The organism is Vibrio sp. A8-1, from assembly GCF_013048685.1.
In the GTDB taxonomy this organism is placed as follows: domain Bacteria; phylum Pseudomonadota; class Gammaproteobacteria; order Enterobacterales; family Vibrionaceae; genus Vibrio; species Vibrio metschnikovii.
This window is the reverse complement of sequence record NZ_VHTC01000004.1, coordinates 97,589-117,041: the sequence shown is the minus strand read 5'-3', so window position 1 is coordinate 117,041 and position 19,453 is coordinate 97,589. Positions and strand designations below refer to the sequence as shown.

Below are 19,453 nucleotides of genomic sequence, written 5' to 3'. Positions count from 1 at the left end.
GAAACCATTGGCTGATAAATTGCTTAATTTAGCGCTCGTGGTAGAGTTTTGGGCTAAAAATAGCCTGGAGCGATGTCTGTGTATAATGTGTTTGATGGCCACTTTTTGAGCTATTCTCCTTCCCCTGTTGCAGTGATTAGCGGTGGTGGTCAAGGCCACGAGCCTCTGCACAGTGAATTTGTTGGTCGAGGGATGCTGGCCGCCGCATGCATTGGTGAGCACTTTACTGCGCCATCGGCACTGCAAATTACCGACCATGTGAACGCGCATTTTTCATCGTCAGTACCGATTTTGTTTTTAGTGAAAAATCACACCGGTGATGTACTGAATTTTCAACTGGCTACCGAGTGGTTAACCGAGCAAGGTTATTGGGTCGATTTTTGTCTGGTTGATGATGATTGTGCCCCTTTGCCAGACCACTGCTCGATGGGGGGCAAAGGACTGGCGGGGATTGTCTTACTACAAAAACTGCTGGGTGCTTACAGTTTACAATTGGCCGGTTCGGGATTGTCTGGTCAACAACAACTCAGCGTTTTGGTGGAGCAGGCCCGGCAATGGACAGCACAATGCCATACCATCAGCGTAGGTTTTGTAGGGGCTCAAGCTCCCGAGCCAGATCAAGAGCTTGAACAGATCAAAGTCGGGGTAGGTCTGCACAATGAACAAGGGATTATGCAGTTAACCTCAGGGACATTTTCCGAGGTGTTGCAACATTTGCAGCAGCAGCTAGCGAATGCGCCACTACGACCTCGATTACAAATCCAATGGTCGAGTGCAACCCATGATTGGCAGCAGCAATTTATCATTGCACCCTTAGTGGCTCATCCACGGTATTTATTGTTAGTGAATGGTTTGAGTGGGCAAAATCAGCAGCAGTTGGGCCACCTCTGCCAATGGGTCAGTCAGCACTTAGCCCAGTGTGAGATGACCATCGTCGACTCGATTGCACAAGCGGTATGCCGTGGCGCGCATCCTAATGCTTTTTCTGTTACTTTATTCGCCCTTGATGTTCGGGCTTTATCTTGCTGGCAAGCTCCAGTGGATACTGCCTATTGGCAATGGGGGAAATAAACCATGCTTAGCCAAGCGATGGTCTATCACTGGTTACAGTTGCTCAGCCAAAATTTACTCCAACACAGTGAATACCTTAATCAGTTGGATGCCGAAATTGGTGATGCCGATCATGGTGTGAATATTCAACGTGGCTGTACGTTACTGGTCAGCAAATTACCGAGTTTAGCGGACATGAGTATTGCCCATTTATTGCAAAATTTAGGGTTTGTGTTTCTTTCCGGCGTTGGAGGAGCGAGTGGCCCTTTGTATTACACCTTGTTTCAGCGCGCGGCGCACAGCGTGGAAGGTAAAACGGCGCTCAGTGTCGATGATCTCTATCGAGCATTATTGAATGGCCAGCAAGGGATAAAAACGCGCGGCTATGTACAGTACCAAGATAAAACCTTATATGACATTTGGTATGTCGCGACACAAACCTTAGAGCGCTGTGTGGTTAATCAACAGACCATGGCGCAAAGCCTAATTGAATTGGAGGATGCTTGCCAACAAGCGGCTCGTGATTCGATTGCTCTGCCCGCTAAGCGCGGTAGAGCGGCCTACTTAGGTGAGCAAAGCTGTGGGTATTTGGACCCTGGGATTGAATCAAGCCGAGTGATGATCGCCAGTTTACATCAAGCATTTGCACATCTCTCAACTGCGTAGTTCGGTTTCTTCCCCCTTCTTCTCTTGATCTTGTATTTGAATAAAGCAGCACCAGTATCGGCTGCTTTACCTTTCTATTGATACTCCCCACAGTAACGCAGCGATTGGTGCGACTTTTCTCGTTATCGTGAAAGCGACAAAGCCCAGTCTTTCTGGTGATTCATCAACGTTTAGGGACCATTCTCTGGTTCTTTTCACGACATATTGTCTAAGCTCACAATCTAATTCGAGGGACGCTTAGCGGTGTTTCATTATGAACCAATCGTCGAATCAATGACGTTTCATTCTGCAACGTGAGATTTTTTTTGCTGTTCGCCGTCCTCATACGCACAATCAAGGCTGTTGATTTACTTTCAATCCAAGGAATAACGTGATGACTCAATTTTTTATTAATAATAAAGAGCAATTGGTAAATGAAGCGATTGAAGGGGCCGTATTAACCAGCCCTTGGCAAAACCTAGAACAACTCGATATCGACCCACACATTCGCATCGTGGTTCGCCGTGATTGGGATAAAAGCAAAGTAGCGATTATTTCTGGCGGTGGTTCAGGCCATGAACCGGCTCACGTTGGCTTTGTGGGTAAGAATATGCTGACTGCTGCGGTGTGTGGCGATGTGTTTGCTTCGCCCAGTGTTGATGCGGTGTTCAATGCCATTGTTCAAGTCACCGGTGACGCGGGCTGTTTGTTGATTGTTAAAAACTACACCGGCGACCGGTTAAACTTTGGTTTAGCGGCAGAAAAAGCCAAGCGTCTCGGTTATCAAGTTGAAATGGTGATGGTCAGTGATGACATTGCCTTGCCCGATAATAAGCAGCCTCGTGGTGTGGCGGGTACCTTATTTGTGCATAAAGTCGCGGGCTATGCGGCGGAGCAAGGTCAATCGCTGGTGATGGTTGCCGAAGCGGCGCAAGTGGCGATTCAACGCACCGCCAGTATTGGCGTGGCACTCTCCAGTTGCCATTTACCGGGTGAAACGCACAGCGAGCGAGTCGCTCCCGGTCATGCTGAGCTAGGGTTAGGCATTCACGGTGAGCCCGGAGTTTCGGTTTTAGCAACCCAAAATAGCCGCGATATTCTGGCTATCATGATTGAAAAGCTGCTGAGCGCTTATCCGTTAACGGCTGATGATAAAGTCGCGGTGCTACTCAATAACTTGGGTGGCGTATCCAATCTTGAAATGAGTTTGTTAACGCGCGATCTGTGTCATTCTTCTCTTGCGTCCTCAATCCAGTACTTAGTGGGTCCAGCGCCCTTGATGACGGCGTTGGATATGAAAGGCTTCTCTCTCTCGTTATTGCATTTGAACCCGCAACTGGAAACGGCATTACTGGCCCCAACCGAAGTCAGCAGTTGGCCAACGCCTTTAGCGGTCAATGATGTGGCGCGCCGCGTAGTCGAAAAGCAAGCCGATCAACTGCACTATCAAGCCTCCGAGCATGCTGAGCATCAAATGATCGTTAACTGTATTTGCCAGACCTTGATTGATAATGAAAGTGAGCTTAACCGTCTCGATAGCCTCGTTGGCGATGGCGATACCGGCTCTACCTTTGCTGCTGGAGCTCGACAAATCTATCGTGAGAGTCAAGCTAATCAATTGCCATTCGCGCAAGTCGATAAGTTATTAGGCGTGGTGGGTGAGCGTCTTGCGACCGTGATGGGCGGTTCAAGTGGCGTGTTACTGTCAATTTTCTTTACCGCGGCGGGTCAGCAGATGAGTGAAGGGCAACCACTGGCGAGCGCATTAGTGGCAGGACTAAATAAAATGAAACAGTACGGCGGTGCTGAGTTGGGTGATAGAACGATGATCGATGCGCTGCAGCCTGCACTGGAAGCGTTAGTGGCTGGGCAAAGCCTAACCGAAGCGGCAAGCGCCGCCGAGCAAGGCAGTGCTTCCACCGCGTTAATGAATAAAGCCAATGCTGGGCGCTCGTCTTATTTAGCCAGTGACAGTTTAAGCGGTGTTAAAGACCCCGGTGCGGTTGCGGTCGAAAGCGTCTTTGCAGCGCTTACCAAGCTGAATCGCTAAGCTTTAGCGATTAACGATTTTTTATCTTAGCCACCGGTTTTCCGGTGGCTTTTTTATTATCGAAGCAACTCAATATTCCTCGCATCCTCTTGTGTTACGCCTATTATTGACAACGATAACGATTATTATCCTTATGGATTAACATCGTGATTTGTACGGCTAACCGAGTCTGGTTATAACCCATGGTTCATTAACTAAGTAGTGAACATCATGGGATTAGAGAAGTTGCTGGACGCGATAGCGGAGCAAGGCTGGTATGTGTGGGATGATTTTTTAACGCCCGATCAAGTCAGCCGTTTACGGTCTTGCGCCCCAGAAAGTTGGCAGCGAGCGCGTATCGGCCGGCAAGAGGAAGCCCAGCGTATAAGCCAGATCCGCAGTGATAAGATTCAATGGCTGAGAGAATCGATGGGCCAGCCAATACAAGATTATTTGGAGCGGATGGAGCAGATTCGCCAGCAAGTGAATCAAGACTTCTTTTTAGGGTTATTTGAATACGAAGCGCATTTTGCGAAATACGAAGCCGGTGATTTCTATAAAAAACATCTCGATGCGTTTCGCGGTAATGAAAATCGCAAGTTAACTACGGTGTTTTACATGAACCCCAATTGGTGCGCCGCCGATGGCGGAGAGCTAAAACTTTATGATTTGAACGATCAGCTGATTGAGACGATTGCGCCTATCTCAGGTCGTTTAGTCGTCTTCTTATCGGAAAAATTTCCTCATGAAGTGCTGCCGACTCAAGCGGAACGGTTCAGTATCGCGGGTTGGTTTCGAACTAACGGGGTAACCGAAAACCGCTTGGATATTGCTCGTTAATAATAAGCACGAAGCGACGGATGCGCTTCGTGCAATGATTACCTAAGTCTATCTACGCTCATCAAGAGTCATACTGTGGTGCAAGGTAAGTACAGGTTGGACGTTTATTCTGGATAGGTTTTTTTTAAATAGTCGCTTTGCAGAATGTACATCCGTTTAACGTCGCGGTAGCGGCCATTAATGAAAAACTCTTGTACTAAATGCCCTTCTTCAATAAACCCGCATTTTTCATATAGATGAATCGCTTTATCGTTTTCAATCGATACATGCAGATAAATTTTGTGTAAATTGAGAATGGTGAAAGAGTAATCCAGCGCACGATGAATTAAGGTGCGCGCAAAGCCTTTACCTTGATGCTCTGGGGTAATGATGATTTGAAATTCAGCACTGCGGTGGATGTAGTTAATTTCGATGAGCTCGACTAAGCCAATCAGATCTTTTTGCTGATTCTCAACCACGAAACGCCGTTCGGCGTTGTCATGAATGTGTTTGTTGTACAACTCTTCCAGTTCATCAAACGATTCATACGGCTCTTCAAACCAGTAAGACATAATGTTGCGGTTATTATTCAAATTATGAATAAAGCGCAAGTCGCCGCGCTCTAAAGCTCTAAGAGATAGCTGGTGTTTCATGGATAATCCTTATTATTCTTTTATTGTATTTAACTGTACATCATAGTGGTTAATGGGGGCGGATCTCTGCGAACTAAGATGATTTGCTTCGGTTTATCTTTATTTTAGTTGAGCCGTGATCATCTGCGCGAGAAGATTTAAGCTGGGTTGCCATTTTTTTTCATCATTCAAATTTGCCACGCTAAAGCGAATACAGTGAGTGAATTGATGTTGGGTCGCAAATAGATGCCCTGGCAAGAAGCTGATTTTTTTTGGTAGACATTGTTGGTAGAGCTCGTAAGTATCGATATGAGACGGTAGTGTTAGCCAGTTTAAAAATGAACCTTCTGGATGACAGAGGTGGTATTGTCCCTGTAATCCTTGTTGGCCATTGAATGCTTGGTTCAACATGGTGGTAAACTTTTGCTGGCGATATTGATATAGGCGGCGCATTTTAGCAAGATGAGTTTTGTATTGACCGGAAGAGAGAAACTCAGCCACTGCGGATTGTATTAAATTTAGGCTGCCCATGTTCTCACTGAGTAAAATCTTATCTATTTTTTCCATGTATTGTCCAGCAATTATCCAGCCAATTCGAAGTCGAGAATCTAACGTTTTAGACAGCGAATTAATATAAATAACTCTATCGTGGTTATCCAAACTTTTTAGGCTGGGGATTGGGTCGTTAAACCCTAAATAACCAAAGACATCATCTTCAATGATTGGCAGTGAAGATGTTTTTTCTAGCAGTATTTTACGGTGTAGCAGTGGCATCAATGCCCCTGTTGGATTAGTAAAATTAGGCGTAAGCAATAACGCTTTGATTGGCCAGCGCTGTAAAGCATCAACCAGTGCATCTAGATCAATCCCAGTTATTGTGTGGCTGGGTATTTCCACCACTCTTAACCCTAAAGACTCGATTAACAATAAGGTACCAAAATAACAAGGCGACTCGACGGCCACGATGTCTCCCACTTGAGTGAGCGCTCGAAAAGCTAAGCTGATGGCTTGTTGTGCTCCATGAGTAATGGCAATGTCTCGACTCTGGGCAAAGATACCGCTCTCTTGCGAAAGCTTTGCTAGCTGTTTTACGAGTTGGTTATTCCCCGGTGGCAGTTGATAGTGACTGGGAATATGCGTTTGTTTACGACTGTGACGTCCGATATGTGCATACAAACTACGAATGGCACTAGAGTCGATATTCGGGTGTGCGGAACCTGCTGACATCTCATAGTGTTTGATTGGATTGGCCAGAATGTCTTTCGACATTGACAACAAATCGACTTGGCGAGGTGTTTGCTCACTGATTTCTAACGATGACGGTGGTGGTGAAACACAGTAACCACTTCTTGGCTGAGCGTACACCCATCCTTGAGCTTCCAACACCTGATAGGCTCGAATGACGGTATTTTTGCTCACCGATAGGGCAAGGGCTAATTCACGAATGGATGGTAGTTTTTCGTGTGAATTAAACAAACGTTGCTCAATGGCATGGCGTAAATACGCTTCAACTTGTTTATATTTGCAAATTTTGACCATTCTGTACCCGTTGAAATAATGGAAACTGTGCCTTTTTGTTTTTCTGTACCCAATTAAAGTAGCGTAATTGTTATCCTCATGGCGAGAGATTTTCTATGTTCATTAAAATGATCCCTTTTCTGTTTGTCATATTATGGTCTTCAGGCTTCGTGGGTGCTCGTTATGGGCTGACTTATGCTGAACCTATGACATTGCTCAGCTTGCGTATGCTGTTAACGGTACTTTTATTCGGAGGTTTGCTGGCTCTTTTTAAACGGCAATCTATCCCAAAAGGGAAAGCACTATGGCACGCAAGTGTTGCTGGTTTACTGATTCATGGGTTGTATTTGGGCGGAACTTATCAGGCGATTTATTGGGGGATGCCGGCAGGGTTAACCTCATTGTTAGTCGGCACTCAACCTGTGATGACCGTTTTGCTGTTGGTTATCATGACGCCACAACGTTTTACTGTTAGTCAATGGATTGGGCTGGGGATAGGATTTGTCGGTATCAGCTTGGTTTTGCTTGGTAACCTTGAGTGGCAATCAGAAGAGAAGCAATGGGCAGCAGTAGGAATGTGTCTTCTCTCTTTGTTTGGCATCACCGTTGGCACTTTGTACCAGAAAAGATTTTGTCAACAGAGTGATCTATTGGGGGGAACCTTGGTGCAATACATGGCGGCTTCCATACTATTTATTCCTCTTGCGCTTAAGGTTGAAAGTATGAGTATTCAATGGACGACGACGTTTGTGTTGACCATGGTTTGGTTAGTCGTTGTTTTATCATGTGTTGCCGTTTTACTTTTGCTGTACATGGTCGAGCATGGTGCTTCATCCAATGTGGCCTCTATTTTTTATTTGGTTCCGCCGACGACGGCGATTCAGGCATGGTTTGCGTTTGATGAATCATTGGATGGATTGGGGATATTAGGTTTTATATTAACCGCGTTAGCGGTGTACTTTGTCGTCAAAAAGCCGAAGCTATGGGGACGAAAGCGAGGCTTAATATTGGAAAATTAAGTTATTTTGCATGCGGCAGACAACGGTTTCAGACCGTTGTCTGCAAGGACGAGACTTAACGCTCAATCACAACGCCTTTTTCTTGATGTAAGCGTTGACATGCACGGCCATCACTGTGGAATAAATGGCAGCGATGAGCGGGCAGACCAATGGTGAGCGTATCCCCGACTTCGATATCGAGCGTGTCTGGCTGGCGGTAGATGATGTCAGAGTCTGAGCCTTTCACATTCATATACACTTGGGTTTCATTGCCGAGTTTTTCAACAATCATCACTTTGCCATCGATGGGCGCATCGCCATCTTCTGGTAAGAGTAAGTGCTCAGGACGTACACCGAGTGACATACGAGCACCGGCGGTGACGGTGGTACCATCAACAGGGATCCAGAAAGAGAAACCGTTAGACAGTTTGACTTTTACGCGCTCTTTCTCTGCTTCTTCAATCGTGACACTCATAAAGTTCATTTTTGGCGAGCCAATGAATCCAGCGACAAAGCGGTTTTTCGGGTAGTGATAGAGCTCAAGCGGTTTACCGACTTGCGAAACAAAACCAGCATCGAGAACGACGATTTTATCGGCCATGGTCATCGCTTCGACCTGGTCATGGGTTACGTAGATCATCGTGCAACCGAGTTTGCGCTGTAGCTTGGTAATTTCAGAGCGCATTTGTACACGCAACGCTGCATCTAGGTTAGACAGTGGTTCATCGAGTAAGAACACATCGGGTTGAGAAACTAGGGTCCGCCCAATCGCGACCCGTTGACGTTGACCGCCAGACAGTGCTTTAGGTTGACGGTCTAATAGATGGCTTAGTTGCAGGATATCAGCCACTTTTTCTACTCGTTGGCTAATGTCTGCTTTACTGGCTTTGGCTAGTTTGAGGCCAAACGACATGTTGTCGTATAAATTGAGATGCGGATAAAGGGCATACGATTGAAATACCATGCCGACACCACGTTTTGACGGTTCGACATCGTTCATGCGTTGATCGCCGATATAAAGGTCACCAGAGGTGATCTCCTCAAGGCCAGCAATACAGCGTAATAAGGTGGATTTGCCACAACCTGATGGACCTACGAAGACGACAAATTCGCCTTCTGGGATTTCTAAATCAACATTTTTAGAAATCAATACATCACCATAAGCTTTACATACATTTTTTAACGTGACACTCGCCATGTCGCTCGTCCTCGATCAAGATTTTTTAATGATTACTGCCTATCATTATATGAATTATCTTGCAGGCAATAACAGTAGGAATACATTAAGGTGAATCATTTTTCATGGTGAATGCCGATGATTCTGCAGCGATGCTGCGTTACCTCTCATTTCATCAGTAAGAAAAGAAAGGGTGATGCCTACAACGTCACTGACTTGTAGAAAACATCACCCATCAAAGCCAAGAATCAGTTTGCTTCCCCCGCCATGCTCGAACGTCTCCCCCGTACAATAATTACCACGAACGCTCAAGTGATGACAGCAAACCCATTCGGCAATGCAAGCCAGCACTGCAATAGATACTGGAAAGGGTTCTTACCATCCACTCTTGGATGTGCTTAGTTTCCTTGATGATGTTGTTGCTCACATCCTCCCGTTGCTTTTTTTTATAGGGGGAGTAGCCAAGGATGAGGCGGAGGAGGGGATAAAACCATCATATAGATCCAGTTCAAATTATTGATTGTCATGAAGTTGAACTTCATCACAGTCAACGCTTTTTTTGTGACTATGATCGCTAACCTGTGACGATGTAGATCACGAAACTAGGCCATAATGGCTAGGGCGTAGGGAGTAGGAGGATGAGTCACCCCCGTTTTTTGCTGATGATAGATGGCGAAATACGGCAAAACCTCAATCGGTGTTCGCCCTACAACACAAATAACAAGGATATGAAGATGAAAAATGCCCTAAGCACTGTCGCGCTAAGCACTTTGGTTGCGCTTGGCTCATTTGGTGCAAATGCTGCTATTCAAGAAGGACAACTCACAATCTGGATCAACGGTGATAAAGGTTATAACGGCCTAGCTGAAGTTGGTAAGAAATTTGAAGCCGACACGGGGATTAAAGTTACCGTTGCTCACCCTGATGGTTTGCAAGACCGTTTCCCGCAAACGGCAGCAACGGGTGATGGTCCTGATATTGTGTTTTGGGCGCATGACCGATTTGGTGGTTATGCTGAAGCGGGTTTATTAGCAGAAATCAAACCTTCACAACGCATTAAAGACGGTATTGTTGATTTTGCATGGGATGCTGTTCGCTATGATGGCAAACTGATTGGTTACCCCATTGCGGTTGAATCTCTCTCGCTGATTTATAACAAAGATTTAGTTCCTAACCCGCCAAAAAACTGGGAAGAAGTGGCTGAGCTTGATGCAAAACTCAAGAAGCAAGGTAAATCTGCGATTATGTGGAACTTAAAAGAACCTTACTTCACTTGGCCACTGATGGCTGCTGATGGTGGCTATGCCTTTAAATACACTGGCGGCGGTTACGATATTAAAGACGCTGGCATTGCCAATAAAGGCGTTAAAGATGCGATGAACTTTGTAAAAGGTTTGGTCGATAAAGGCGTCATCTCTGCCGATATGGATTATTCGGTGTCGGAAGCGGCCTTTAACCAAGGTAATACCGCGATGACCATTAATGGTCCTTGGTCTTGGAATAACATTGAGCGTTCAGGCATCAATTATGGTGTGACCACGCTACCAAGATTTAATGGTCAAGCCTCAAAACCATTTGTTGGCGTATTAACCGCTGGGATCAGCACCGCTTCACCTAACCGTGATCTTGCCGTGGAGTTTTTGGAAAACTACCTGCTGACCAACGAAGGTTTACGTATGGTGGATAACGATAAACCATTGGGTGCTGTTGCGTTGAACTCTTTCCAAAGTGAACTCGATTCTGATGCTCGTATCGCAGCAACGATGGATAACGCACTGAACGGTGAAGTGATGCCAAACATCCCACAGATGAACGCTTTCTGGGGAGCGGCGAAGAGCGCTATCATCAATATCGTTGATGGACGTCAAACCGTTGATGCCGCTTTGGCGGATGCAGAAAGACAAATGACGCGATAATTTTATTCGATAGTACTTTTTGAGGAGAGGGTAACCTCTCCTTATTTTCTCAGTTTTCATTTCGCTAGCAGGTTGTTATATGCAGTCAATTCAAGGTACAGAGGCGATATCAGTTTCAGCCAAAATACGATCAATCAGCAAAGGCTCAATCCTTAAATGGGCCGTTTTAAGCGCAGTAGGTATCGTGAATGGCTATACAACGATTTTAATGTATTCTCGCGGTGAGCTGGCATTCGCTATGCTTACTCTGGTTCTTACTGTTTTAGCTTTGTATATTTTTGGTAGTAAGAAGACCTACGCTCATCGTTATATTTATCCAGGGGTAGCAGGGATGATCCTGTTTATCCTTTTTCCTCTTGCTTATACCGTCAATTTAGCATTTACCAACTACAGCGCTAAAAATCAGCTCTCCTTTGAGCGAGCGCAGACGGTGTTATTAAATCGTACTTATCAAAGTGGCGATAGCTATCCTTTTACACTGCACAAGGCGGATGATGGCTATCGTATCGCTGTGCAAGACGGTGATGAGTGGTATATCACCGAAAGTTTCCCTCTGACAGGTTCTGTCCCTGCTGATTTGTATCTTGCTCCGCTTGATAGTCCACTGGGTGAGCCTGAACCGGTGCGCACCATTGTTGGCTATCGCAGTACCTTATCGGGGATTGATTTGCACTTCCCATCAGGCATTGATATTCGGATGAGTGGCTTACGCCAATTTGCCGGTGTAGTCCCTCTTTACACGGTGCAAGAAGATGGTAAGACGCTATTCAATAATCGAACCGGTGAATGGTTACGTCCGAACATGGAGATCGGCTTTTATCAGGTGATAGACGAACAAGGTGAGTTTGTCGGTCCGACAGTGTCTCCCGGATTTATCGTGTCAATTGGTACGCATAACTTTGAGCGAGTATGGAAAGATGATGGTATTAAAGAGCCATTCATCAGCATCTTTATCTGGACGATTGTCTTCTCGGTTTTATCCGTCGCTTTTACCTTGGTGATTGGTTTGATATTGGCGAGCTTGGTACAGTGGGAGTCGTTAAAAGGTCGTGCGGTGTATCGGGTCCTATTAATCTTGCCTTATGCTGTCCCGGCGTTTATTTCTATCCTGATTTTTAAAGGGTTATTTAACCAAAGTTTTGGTGAAATAAACATGATGCTACAAGCCATTTTTGGCATAAGCCCAGCTTGGTTCTCGGATCCTTTCTTGGCGAAAACCATGGTGTTGATTGTTAACACTTGGTTGGGTTTCCCTTACATGATGATTTTATGTATGGGTCTACTAAAAGCGATTCCCGATGATCTTTATGAAGCTTCGGCGATTGATGGCGCAAACTTCATACACAATTTTACTCGCATTACTTTGCCTTTGATGATTAAGCCATTAACCCCATTACTGATCGCGAGCTTTGCTTTCAACTTTAATAACTTTGTGATGATTCAGTTATTAACTCAGGGTGGCCCTAACATGATTGGCACATCGGAACCTGCTGGTTATACCGATCTGCTGGTGAGCTATACCTATCGTATCGCGTTTGAAGGTGCGGGCGGTCAAGACTTTGGTCTGGCTAGTGCGATTGCGACCTTAATCTTCTTGTTAGTGGGAGCGTTAGCGCTGTTCAACTTACGTTTTGCCAAAGTATCAGAAACTAAATAGGAGCGAAGAATATGGCTATGGTTCAAGGAAAGTCGCTCAAATATCGAGTTTGGGCCTCACACATCGCGTTATGGGCATTTTTATCACTGATTATTTTCCCATTATTGATGGTGATTGCTATCTCATTTCGTGAAGGTAACTTTGCGACGGGCAGCCTTATCCCCGATCGGCCGTCACTTGAGCACTGGAAATTGGCATTAGGTATGACGGTTACGCACGCCGACGGCACGGTGATCCCGCCGCCTTTCCCAGTGCTGACTTGGTTGTGGAACTCGGTTAAAGTTGGGGTAATCAGCTCGGTGTTTATTGTGGCTCTGTCGACAACATCGGCTTATGCGTTTGCGCGGATGCGTTTTAAGGGCAAAGAAACCATCTTAAAAGCGATGATGATTTTTCAAATGTTTCCTGCGGTATTGGCTTTGGTCGCCATTTACGCGTTGTTTGATAAATTAGGTCAATACATCCCGTTTTTAGGTTTAAATACCCATGGTGGTTTAATCTTTGCTTATCTTGGTGGTATCGCGTTACATGTCTGGACGATTAAAGGGTATTTTGAAAGTATCGATAGTTCGTTAGAAGAGGCCGCGGCCCTTGATGGTGCCACACCTTGGCAAGCGTTTAGATTGGTTTTACTGCCATTGTCGGTGCCAATTTTAGCCGTGGTGTTTATTTTATCTTTCATCATGGTAGTTGGTGAAGTTCCGATAGCATCTTTATTACTATCTGATGTAAACTCTTATACGTTGGCTGTTGGAATGCAACAATACCTTTATCCGCAAAACTATTTGTGGGGTAATTTCGCTGCGGCGGCGGTATTGTCAGCATTACCTATTACTGCGGTCTTTTTAATTGCACAGCGCTGGCTCGTTGGAGGCCTAACCGCTGGCGGTGTGAAAGGATAACAATAATAAGGGCGACCATCAGGTCGCCCATTTTGTATCGACTCAACACTTTTGGTTTGGCCGCCGATCAGTTGAGTTCGATATGAGTTCTGGCGTTACGCATAGCTGGCTGTTAGCTCTATTCCTTACTAGCTTCATGACTAACAGTTTTTGTAACCGAAACCTGAGTTTAACTCAGGTTTTTTTATGCCTGACGTTTGCCGAGTTCGCTACGGTTGAAGATGATAAACAATAAGCAGAGAACAAACAGCAGAATGCCATTTTGATGCGAGGCAGATCGAAGATTTTGTATCGCGGGTTACAGCTCTCGAGTCGAGGGAGCGCAGCTCATGTACTGCAAAAGGACATATAAGCTTTCTTGCTTTAGAGCCACCTTTCGAAACAGATCGGCAAAGGTGTCATCGCCGCCAAAGCAGGCTTTGATGTAATGGTTAATCTCATCGGCAGAGTAGCCTTCGACATATAACGAACGAACCCATTGATACTCAACGGCTTTTGCATCGAGTAGGGTCGATTCACTGAGCGTAATTTTATCGAGTGTTAAGGACATGGTTTTTCTCGTTGTTATTATTTAACCTCAATCGGGGATAAGAGTATGTTCATCCCACGGGGTAGAACACGGACTCTGCCCAGTTTGGCCGCTTTATGATTGCATGAGATTGGCGTCAGTTGTGCGGGTATTATCGGTGCTACAGACCAATTAAAGCAAAGCGAGATGACGTTTCAATGACAGGAGATGTCGTTATCCCCTTCGTACTTGAAGCTGTAGCGGTGTTGGCTGGGGTCGTTCACCCCAATCGCATCGTTTGTCTATGCTCATGGGGATTGACTCACTTGCCGCTTACCTGCAACTCAAAGTTTTTGGGTATAGAGAGGCAATAGGACTTTGCTTTAAGGTTGAACGAGAAAAAGACGATGAAGCGCTTAGTTACGAAGCTTGGTTTGTGCTTCTTCGACTTTTGAAAAATCTAAGCCAAGCTCTTCGACGGCTTGTTTAATTAACGCTGGATTTTGCATTACTTGAGCGAGCAACAGTTGCAATTTATCTTGAGGTAACCCCAGTTGGCTGATGGTGGTCATTGCCGCGAGCGGGTTTTGTGTCAGTGCTTGAAACACGTCATTGATTTGTTGGTCGCTGATCGCGTGCTCTTTTAAGAGGGCTATAATTGGATTCATAAGATTACCTTTCTTCTCTTCTCTGGTTTATCCATGCATATCAGGCCCATTGATCCCGATTCGAATTCATCGGGATCAATGTTGCCTTTCTTAACGCATAAATAGCGGGAGTATTATACGTAATACGCTTCTACTGTACCTTTGAGTTGAATCAGCATTGGATTACCGTAACGATCTTTCGCTTTAGGAGAAGGAATTTTAATCCAGCCTTCACTGATACAGTATTCTTCTACATCACCGCGTTCTTTGCCGTTAAAGCGAATGCCAATCGCATGATCAAAGCATTCTGCGACAAAGAAAGGGCTACGAGAATTACTGGCTAGACGATCGGGTAAGGCTGGTTTTGCGGTTGTGTCATTCATCATATGTGACCTGAAGTTACGAAAAAGTGCGCTATTGTAGACAGTGCGAGCGGAGTGTTCAAGCCACGTTTATCTCCCCTCTATTTGCAGCTGCCGTGGTGCGTAATGATCGATAACTCGGCAACATTCCTCCGTCCCAATCAGATGATTATCGATACTGATAGATGAATGCTCACCATCTACCTACAACACTAAGGTGCTTGGGCATACGACAACGCATAAAGTATTAGCTATCTTTTACCATTAGAGTGAAGCTTAGGTTTTGGGTTTTAGGTATTTGACGTGAGCTTCCATCTCTTCGCCAATTTCGGTACGCATGTTCATTAAACGTATCGCCGACTCACGTAAAGCGATGTCTTCAGCTGAGGTGGGTTGCCATTCTGGTACTGGGGTTGGTTTACCTTGTTCGTCGACGGCGACCATAATCACAATGCAATGTGTTGTGAGGCGATTGTTTAGTGCGGTCGGCTCGCTGGCTTGCACATCGATCGCGACATGCATAGAGGTTTTGCCTGTGTAGATGACTTTAGCGTTGACTTCGACCAAGTTGCCCACATGGATTGGGGCAACAAAACGAATGCCACCGGCATAAGCGGTAATACAATATTTACCACTCCAGCCAGCAGCGCACGCATAAGCGGCAAGGTCAATCCATTTCATGACCGCGCCGCCATGAACTTTACCGCCAAAGTTAACATCGCCAGGTTCTGCTAAAAAGCGTAGGGTTATCTCTCGTTTGCCAAAACTCATGTATACATTCCTTAATGTGACTATCGCTATCTCGATAAGATTACTATAGATCAAGCAAAGCGTATCTTAACGTCATTTGGCTTTGTGAAGTTGTCGTGATGCGCGTTTGGTTGCATCTCCATTCAGTGGAGTATCAATGGATCAACGGGATGCATCTCTCGGGTGCAATAAAAAACCCCTCTAAAAGAGGGGTTAGTTACACGGTACGAATTAAATTTTTTGAAGTATGTACCTAATCAATTTGCCAACTGATTGTTAGTAATTCAGCTCACCTGATCATAGAGCATCAAGGTGAGTGATGTAACTGTTCGATCGAACAGGTTTCTTGTGCGTCAAGTTTGTATAGCGTGATTTCTCCATTAACCAAAGGAGAAGTCTCATGGCCATTTCTATTTACAGTCATTCATTCACGACATTACCTGAGCAAGACTATGCTGCATTATTAGGCTTACGTTATAAGGTTTTTTATCAGCGTCTTAATTGGCAGCTAAAAACCGCAGGGGGCTTAGAAAGCGATGAGTATGATATACCCCAAGCTCATTACTTATATGCCAAGGGAGAACAGGGACAGGTCGTGGGCTGTTGGCGAATTTTACCGACGACGTCGGATTATATGTTAAAAAACACTTTCCCAGAGTTACTTGGGGCGATGACTGCACCGCGAGATTCGCAGGTGTATGAATTGAGCCGTTTTGCGGTGGATAAAGATTTTTCAGCACTGGCTGGTGGGGTGAGTAACGTGACGATGAAGATGTTTCAATCGCTTTATCATCATGCGCAACAGCAGCGTATTACGCGTTATGTAACCGTAACGTCGGTTGGTGTCGAAAAACTCATTCAACGCTTAGGGATCCCTTGTGAAAGGTTAGGCAATCAACAAGTGCATGTACTCGGGTCAACACGATCTGTGGCGTTATCTATCCCAATGAATGAGCGGTACCGAGAGAGTGTCGGCGCTTAACATTATAAATAAGGGTTAATATAACCGCCTAAAATCGCTTTAGTAATCGCTTGGTAGCGATTCGTCGCACCAAGCTTTTTACAAGCGTTAGAGAGATGAAATTTCACCGTTCGCTCTGAGGTATTAATAATTTGCGCGATTTCCCAAGCGCTTTTTCCCTCCGCTGCCCAACTTAAACATTGTCCTTCACGACAGGTTAACTCTGCTCTGGGCTTTGCCTCACGGTGGCAGCGGACAATATTGTCTATGTTTTGTGCCAATAAGGGGACAAGCAGTTGCGAGGCCTGAATAGCCGGAAGATTAAGGTCGTAATGACGTGTGTCTGAGGTCGCGAAACTGAGCATCCCGAATTCGCCTCTTAATCCGTGCACTGGAATCGAGAATCCCTCTTTTAAGCCATTAAGGCGAGCTTCTTCAAAAATGATCTGGCTATCTTGATGATGTGCGCGAATCTCCGACCAGCGGATCGGTAAAAAGTTAGTCATGCTGTAGCGAACAATCGGGTCAATCAACATAAATTGCGATTCGTCGTACTGTTGACGCCAAGCGAGAGGGTAATTATCGGCGATGAGGGTGTCGTTACTGGTTAATGTCGTCTGTAAAGAAAGGCCAAATAAAAAGTATTCGTGCTCAATGAGATGATTCATCTTAGCCAACGTAGATTGCAGAGCTTGAAAACTATCAATAAAAGGATTTTCTTGGATCAGGCGCAGAATTTTTTGCATAAATGACCATTGACAACAAAGGCGCTAACTGAACTGATAATATACTTAAATAGAGATAATGTCCGCAATTATCCTTATGGTGTTATCCCTTTGTTACTGCGGTAGAGTTAATATTCGATTATCCTAATGACATCGTTTATCTGTGCATATCGCCATGGTGAGAGCCTATTTTGACTCTCACTCATTTTTCACTGCTCCGCCATTCCCAGCTGTTGGCGATAACCGGACTGTTTAACCCCTTAGAGGGTAACTTGGATAGTCACTTCGTGCTCTTTGGCAAAATGTTCAATTTCCTTTGGCGGCGCTTGATCGGTGATGATCAGATCAATATCGGCGAGTGTGCCTAATTTGACCATAGCGTTACGTCCAAACTTGCTGTGATCAACGCCTAAATAGACGCAACGACTGTTTTCGATGATCGCGCGTTTGACTCGTACTTCATGATAATCGAAGTCGAGCAGCGATCCATCGTAGTCGATACCACTGATCCCCAAAATACCAAAATCAAGCCGAAATTGAGAGATAAAGTCGAGAGTGGCTTCTCCGGTCACACCACCGTCTTTATTCCGCACTTCACCGCCTGCCAGAATAATATTGAAATCAGGCTTGCTCATCAAAATGGTCGCCACATTAATGTTGTTGGTGACAACGCGTAAGTGGTGGTGCTCTAACATCAAGGCGCGAGCAATCGCTTCTGGCGTGGTACCAATATCAATAAACAGCGTTGCACCATCAGGGATATGTTTGACTAAAGCCGCGGCGATTTTTTCTTTTTCCGCTTGTGATGTGACTTGACGAGTATGATAGGAGGAGTTTTCCGAACTGGTGGCGATGGTGGCTCCGCCATGATTACGACGGAGTTGGTTAGCATCGGCTAACTCATTAAGATCGCGACGAATGGTTTGCGGGCTCACATTAAATCGTTCGACCAGTTCTTCCGTACTTACAAACCCTTGGGTTTGCACCAGTTCAATGATTTCTTGATGACGTTTAACCGCTTTCACAGGCCTATCCTTATACGTTGAAGTGCGCTAAGTGTACGGTTTAATGGACTAAATTCAATCAACGAGAGCAAATTATTCGTGTTTTTGGTTCGTTTTAAGCTTCGTTTCACACAAAACGAACATGAATATTGGTTCCATCGACCAACGTTCGTTGAGCGAACCGTTGGCTGTGGTTTATGGTGTTGAGGCTTTTTCTATCGGTTCTAAAGTCGAACGACGTCGAATGCGTACTTGGGATAAAATGACGCCGCTAATGACCATTAAACCGCCGATGAAGTGGTATTGATGAATGTATTCACCCAACAAGGTGGCGGCTAATGTCACCGCGACCACGGGCAATAAATTCATAAACATCGCCGATGAATCGGCACCAATGGCATCAATCGATTTTACCCACATCCATGGCGCAAGCAGTGAGGCGGCAATACCAGCGTAAGCGATGAGTGGCAATGACCCTTCGGTAGGCAGAAGTTGTTTGCTGGTCAACCATAATGGAATCAGCATGAATACGGCTAATACGCCTTGTAAGTAGATGATCGTCCAGCTACTTAGTGGCATCTTCCAGCGTTTGAGCAGTACGCAATACAAAGCATACACCAGCGCCGCCAAGACCATTAAACCGTCTCCGGGAGTGATCGATTGATGAAGGAAAAATAACACATCGCCTTGACCGAGCATTAATGCAAGACCGACCAATGACAGCAGACCTCCAGTAATACTCAAGCCAGAAATGCGTTTATTGAGCAAGGGTACGCTAATAAACACACTCAATAGCGGCACCAATGAGGTGATGAGTGACATATTTGAAGCGCTGGTGGTTAATCCCGCGTAATAGCCTAAAGATTGATTCAACACCATGCCCAGTAATGCTAGGCCAGCGAGCTTGGGCAAATAGGGTTGAATGATGTGACGCTGCCGAATAACGGTTGGTAAACAAAAAGGACTTAAGATCAGCATCGCGAGCAACCAGCGATAAAAGCTCATTGCGCTTGGCTCTATGGTACTGGCGGCCATCTTATTGATAATGGTGTTGCCACCCCAAATCAGCACGGTGAACAAAGGGAGAAAATAAATCATCGCTGCCTCAGAGTCGGTTATTGTTGGCTATAGTTTGACAGGTCTCTATGATTAT

The 19,453-nt window shown here is 45.4% G+C and carries 19 protein-coding genes; 9 read left to right on the top strand and 10 right to left on the bottom strand.

Features of this window, described 5'->3' with window-relative positions; genetic code table 11:
* Positions 1-72: 72 nt before the first annotated feature.
* The 4 genes from FKN93_RS03455 (at position 73) to FKN93_RS03440 (ending at position 4,564) form a co-directional block, all read left to right on the top strand.
* Positions 73-1,071 carry a dihydroxyacetone kinase subunit DhaK gene (locus FKN93_RS03455; RefSeq protein ID WP_158137212.1) on the top strand — a complete coding sequence of 333 codons (999 nt, stop codon included), beginning with the start codon at positions 73-75 and terminating at the stop codon, positions 1,069-1,071.
* Positions 1,072-1,074: 3 nt separating this feature from the next.
* Entirely contained in the window at positions 1,075-1,716 is a 642-nt protein-coding gene (gene dhaL, locus FKN93_RS03450) for a dihydroxyacetone kinase subunit DhaL (protein WP_154170766.1), read from the top strand.
* Positions 1,717-2,089: 373 nt separating this feature from the next.
* Positions 2,090-3,745 (top strand): dihydroxyacetone kinase subunit DhaK, encoded by a 1,656-nt coding sequence (locus FKN93_RS03445; protein WP_158137213.1) that lies wholly within the window; start codon positions 2,090-2,092, stop codon positions 3,743-3,745.
* A 210-nt stretch (positions 3,746-3,955) separates the two neighbouring features.
* Positions 3,956-4,564 carry a 2OG-Fe(II) oxygenase gene (locus FKN93_RS03440; RefSeq protein WP_170904482.1) on the top strand — a complete coding sequence of 203 codons (609 nt, stop codon included), beginning with the start codon at positions 3,956-3,958 and terminating at the stop codon, positions 4,562-4,564.
* Between the two features lie 104 nt (positions 4,565-4,668).
* Here the strand turns inward: FKN93_RS03440 and speG are convergent, their stop codons facing one another.
* Both speG and FKN93_RS03430 read right to left on the bottom strand, forming a co-directional pair.
* Positions 4,669-5,196 carry a spermidine N1-acetyltransferase gene (gene speG, locus FKN93_RS03435; protein WP_004396722.1) on the bottom strand — a complete coding sequence of 176 codons (528 nt, stop codon included), beginning with the start codon at positions 5,194-5,196 and terminating at the stop codon, positions 4,669-4,671.
* Positions 5,197-5,295: 99 nt separating this feature from the next.
* Positions 5,296-6,714 carry a PLP-dependent aminotransferase family protein gene (locus FKN93_RS03430; protein WP_170904481.1) on the bottom strand — a complete coding sequence of 473 codons (1,419 nt, stop codon included), beginning with the start codon at positions 6,712-6,714 and terminating at the stop codon, positions 5,296-5,298.
* A gap of 95 nt (positions 6,715-6,809) precedes the next feature.
* Between FKN93_RS03430 and FKN93_RS03425 the strand changes: the two genes are divergently transcribed.
* The gene (locus FKN93_RS03425; protein ID WP_154170762.1) at positions 6,810-7,712 is read left to right on the top strand and encodes a DMT family transporter; all 903 of its coding nucleotides are present in this window, start codon (positions 6,810-6,812) and stop codon (positions 7,710-7,712) included.
* A gap of 55 nt (positions 7,713-7,767) precedes the next feature.
* Here the strand turns inward: FKN93_RS03425 and malK are convergent, their stop codons facing one another.
* Positions 7,768-8,889: a maltose/maltodextrin ABC transporter ATP-binding protein MalK gene (malK, locus tag FKN93_RS03420; RefSeq protein WP_004396719.1), complete on the bottom strand. Its 1,122-nt coding sequence runs from the start codon at positions 8,887-8,889 to the stop codon at positions 7,768-7,770.
* A 713-nt stretch (positions 8,890-9,602) separates the two neighbouring features.
* Here malK and malE point away from each other — a divergent pair.
* From malE to malG, 3 genes are all read left to right on the top strand, one after another.
* Positions 9,603-10,784, top strand: coding sequence for a maltose/maltodextrin ABC transporter substrate-binding protein MalE (gene malE, locus FKN93_RS03415; RefSeq protein ID WP_004396718.1), 1,182 nt, complete (start codon positions 9,603-9,605; stop codon positions 10,782-10,784).
* Between the two features lie 79 nt (positions 10,785-10,863).
* Entirely contained in the window at positions 10,864-12,441 is a 1,578-nt protein-coding gene (malF, locus tag FKN93_RS03410; RefSeq protein WP_161438354.1) for a maltose ABC transporter permease MalF, read from the top strand.
* A gap of 11 nt (positions 12,442-12,452) precedes the next feature.
* Positions 12,453-13,343 (top strand): maltose ABC transporter permease MalG, encoded by an 891-nt coding sequence (gene malG / locus FKN93_RS03405; RefSeq protein WP_004396716.1) that lies wholly within the window; start codon positions 12,453-12,455, stop codon positions 13,341-13,343.
* 298 nt (positions 13,344-13,641) lie between these two features.
* Here malG and FKN93_RS03400 read toward each other — a convergent pair whose 3' ends face one another.
* The 4 genes from FKN93_RS03400 to FKN93_RS03385 all read right to left on the bottom strand — a co-directional run bounded on the left by FKN93_RS03400 (position 13,642) and on the right by FKN93_RS03385 (position 15,631).
* Complete coding sequence (locus FKN93_RS03400; protein WP_040905134.1) at positions 13,642-13,893, bottom strand: hypothetical protein; 252 nt, start codon at positions 13,891-13,893, stop codon at positions 13,642-13,644.
* A 374-nt stretch (positions 13,894-14,267) separates the two neighbouring features.
* Positions 14,268-14,519 (bottom strand): DUF2999 family protein, encoded by a 252-nt coding sequence (locus FKN93_RS03395; RefSeq protein ID WP_154170759.1) that lies wholly within the window; start codon positions 14,517-14,519, stop codon positions 14,268-14,270.
* A gap of 113 nt (positions 14,520-14,632) precedes the next feature.
* Positions 14,633-14,881, bottom strand: coding sequence for a DUF3297 family protein (locus FKN93_RS03390; RefSeq protein ID WP_040905130.1), 249 nt, complete (start codon positions 14,879-14,881; stop codon positions 14,633-14,635).
* Between the two features lie 255 nt (positions 14,882-15,136).
* Positions 15,137-15,631 (bottom strand): acyl-CoA thioesterase, encoded by a 495-nt coding sequence (locus tag FKN93_RS03385; RefSeq protein ID WP_004396713.1) that lies wholly within the window; start codon positions 15,629-15,631, stop codon positions 15,137-15,139.
* Between the two features lie 379 nt (positions 15,632-16,010).
* Between FKN93_RS03385 and FKN93_RS03380 the strand changes: the two genes are divergently transcribed.
* Positions 16,011-16,592, top strand: a complete 582-nt coding sequence (locus tag FKN93_RS03380; RefSeq protein ID WP_158145321.1) for an acyl-homoserine-lactone synthase — start codon at positions 16,011-16,013, stop codon at positions 16,590-16,592.
* A 2-nt stretch (positions 16,593-16,594) separates the two neighbouring features.
* On the opposite strand, the gene FKN93_RS03375 is transcribed toward FKN93_RS03380, so the two are convergent.
* The 3 genes from FKN93_RS03375 to FKN93_RS03365 all read right to left on the bottom strand — a co-directional run bounded on the left by FKN93_RS03375 (position 16,595) and on the right by FKN93_RS03365 (position 19,398).
* Positions 16,595-17,317, bottom strand: a complete 723-nt coding sequence (locus FKN93_RS03375; protein ID WP_154170757.1) for a LuxR family transcriptional regulator — start codon at positions 17,315-17,317, stop codon at positions 16,595-16,597.
* Positions 17,318-17,556: 239 nt separating this feature from the next.
* On the bottom strand, positions 17,557-18,321 hold the full coding sequence (locus FKN93_RS03370) for a DeoR/GlpR family transcriptional regulator (RefSeq protein ID WP_004396711.1): 765 nt from the start codon (positions 18,319-18,321) through the stop codon (positions 17,557-17,559).
* A 174-nt stretch (positions 18,322-18,495) separates the two neighbouring features.
* Complete coding sequence (locus FKN93_RS03365; RefSeq protein ID WP_170904480.1) at positions 18,496-19,398, bottom strand: DMT family transporter; 903 nt, start codon at positions 19,396-19,398, stop codon at positions 18,496-18,498.
* Between the last annotated feature and the right edge of the window lie 55 nt (positions 19,399-19,453).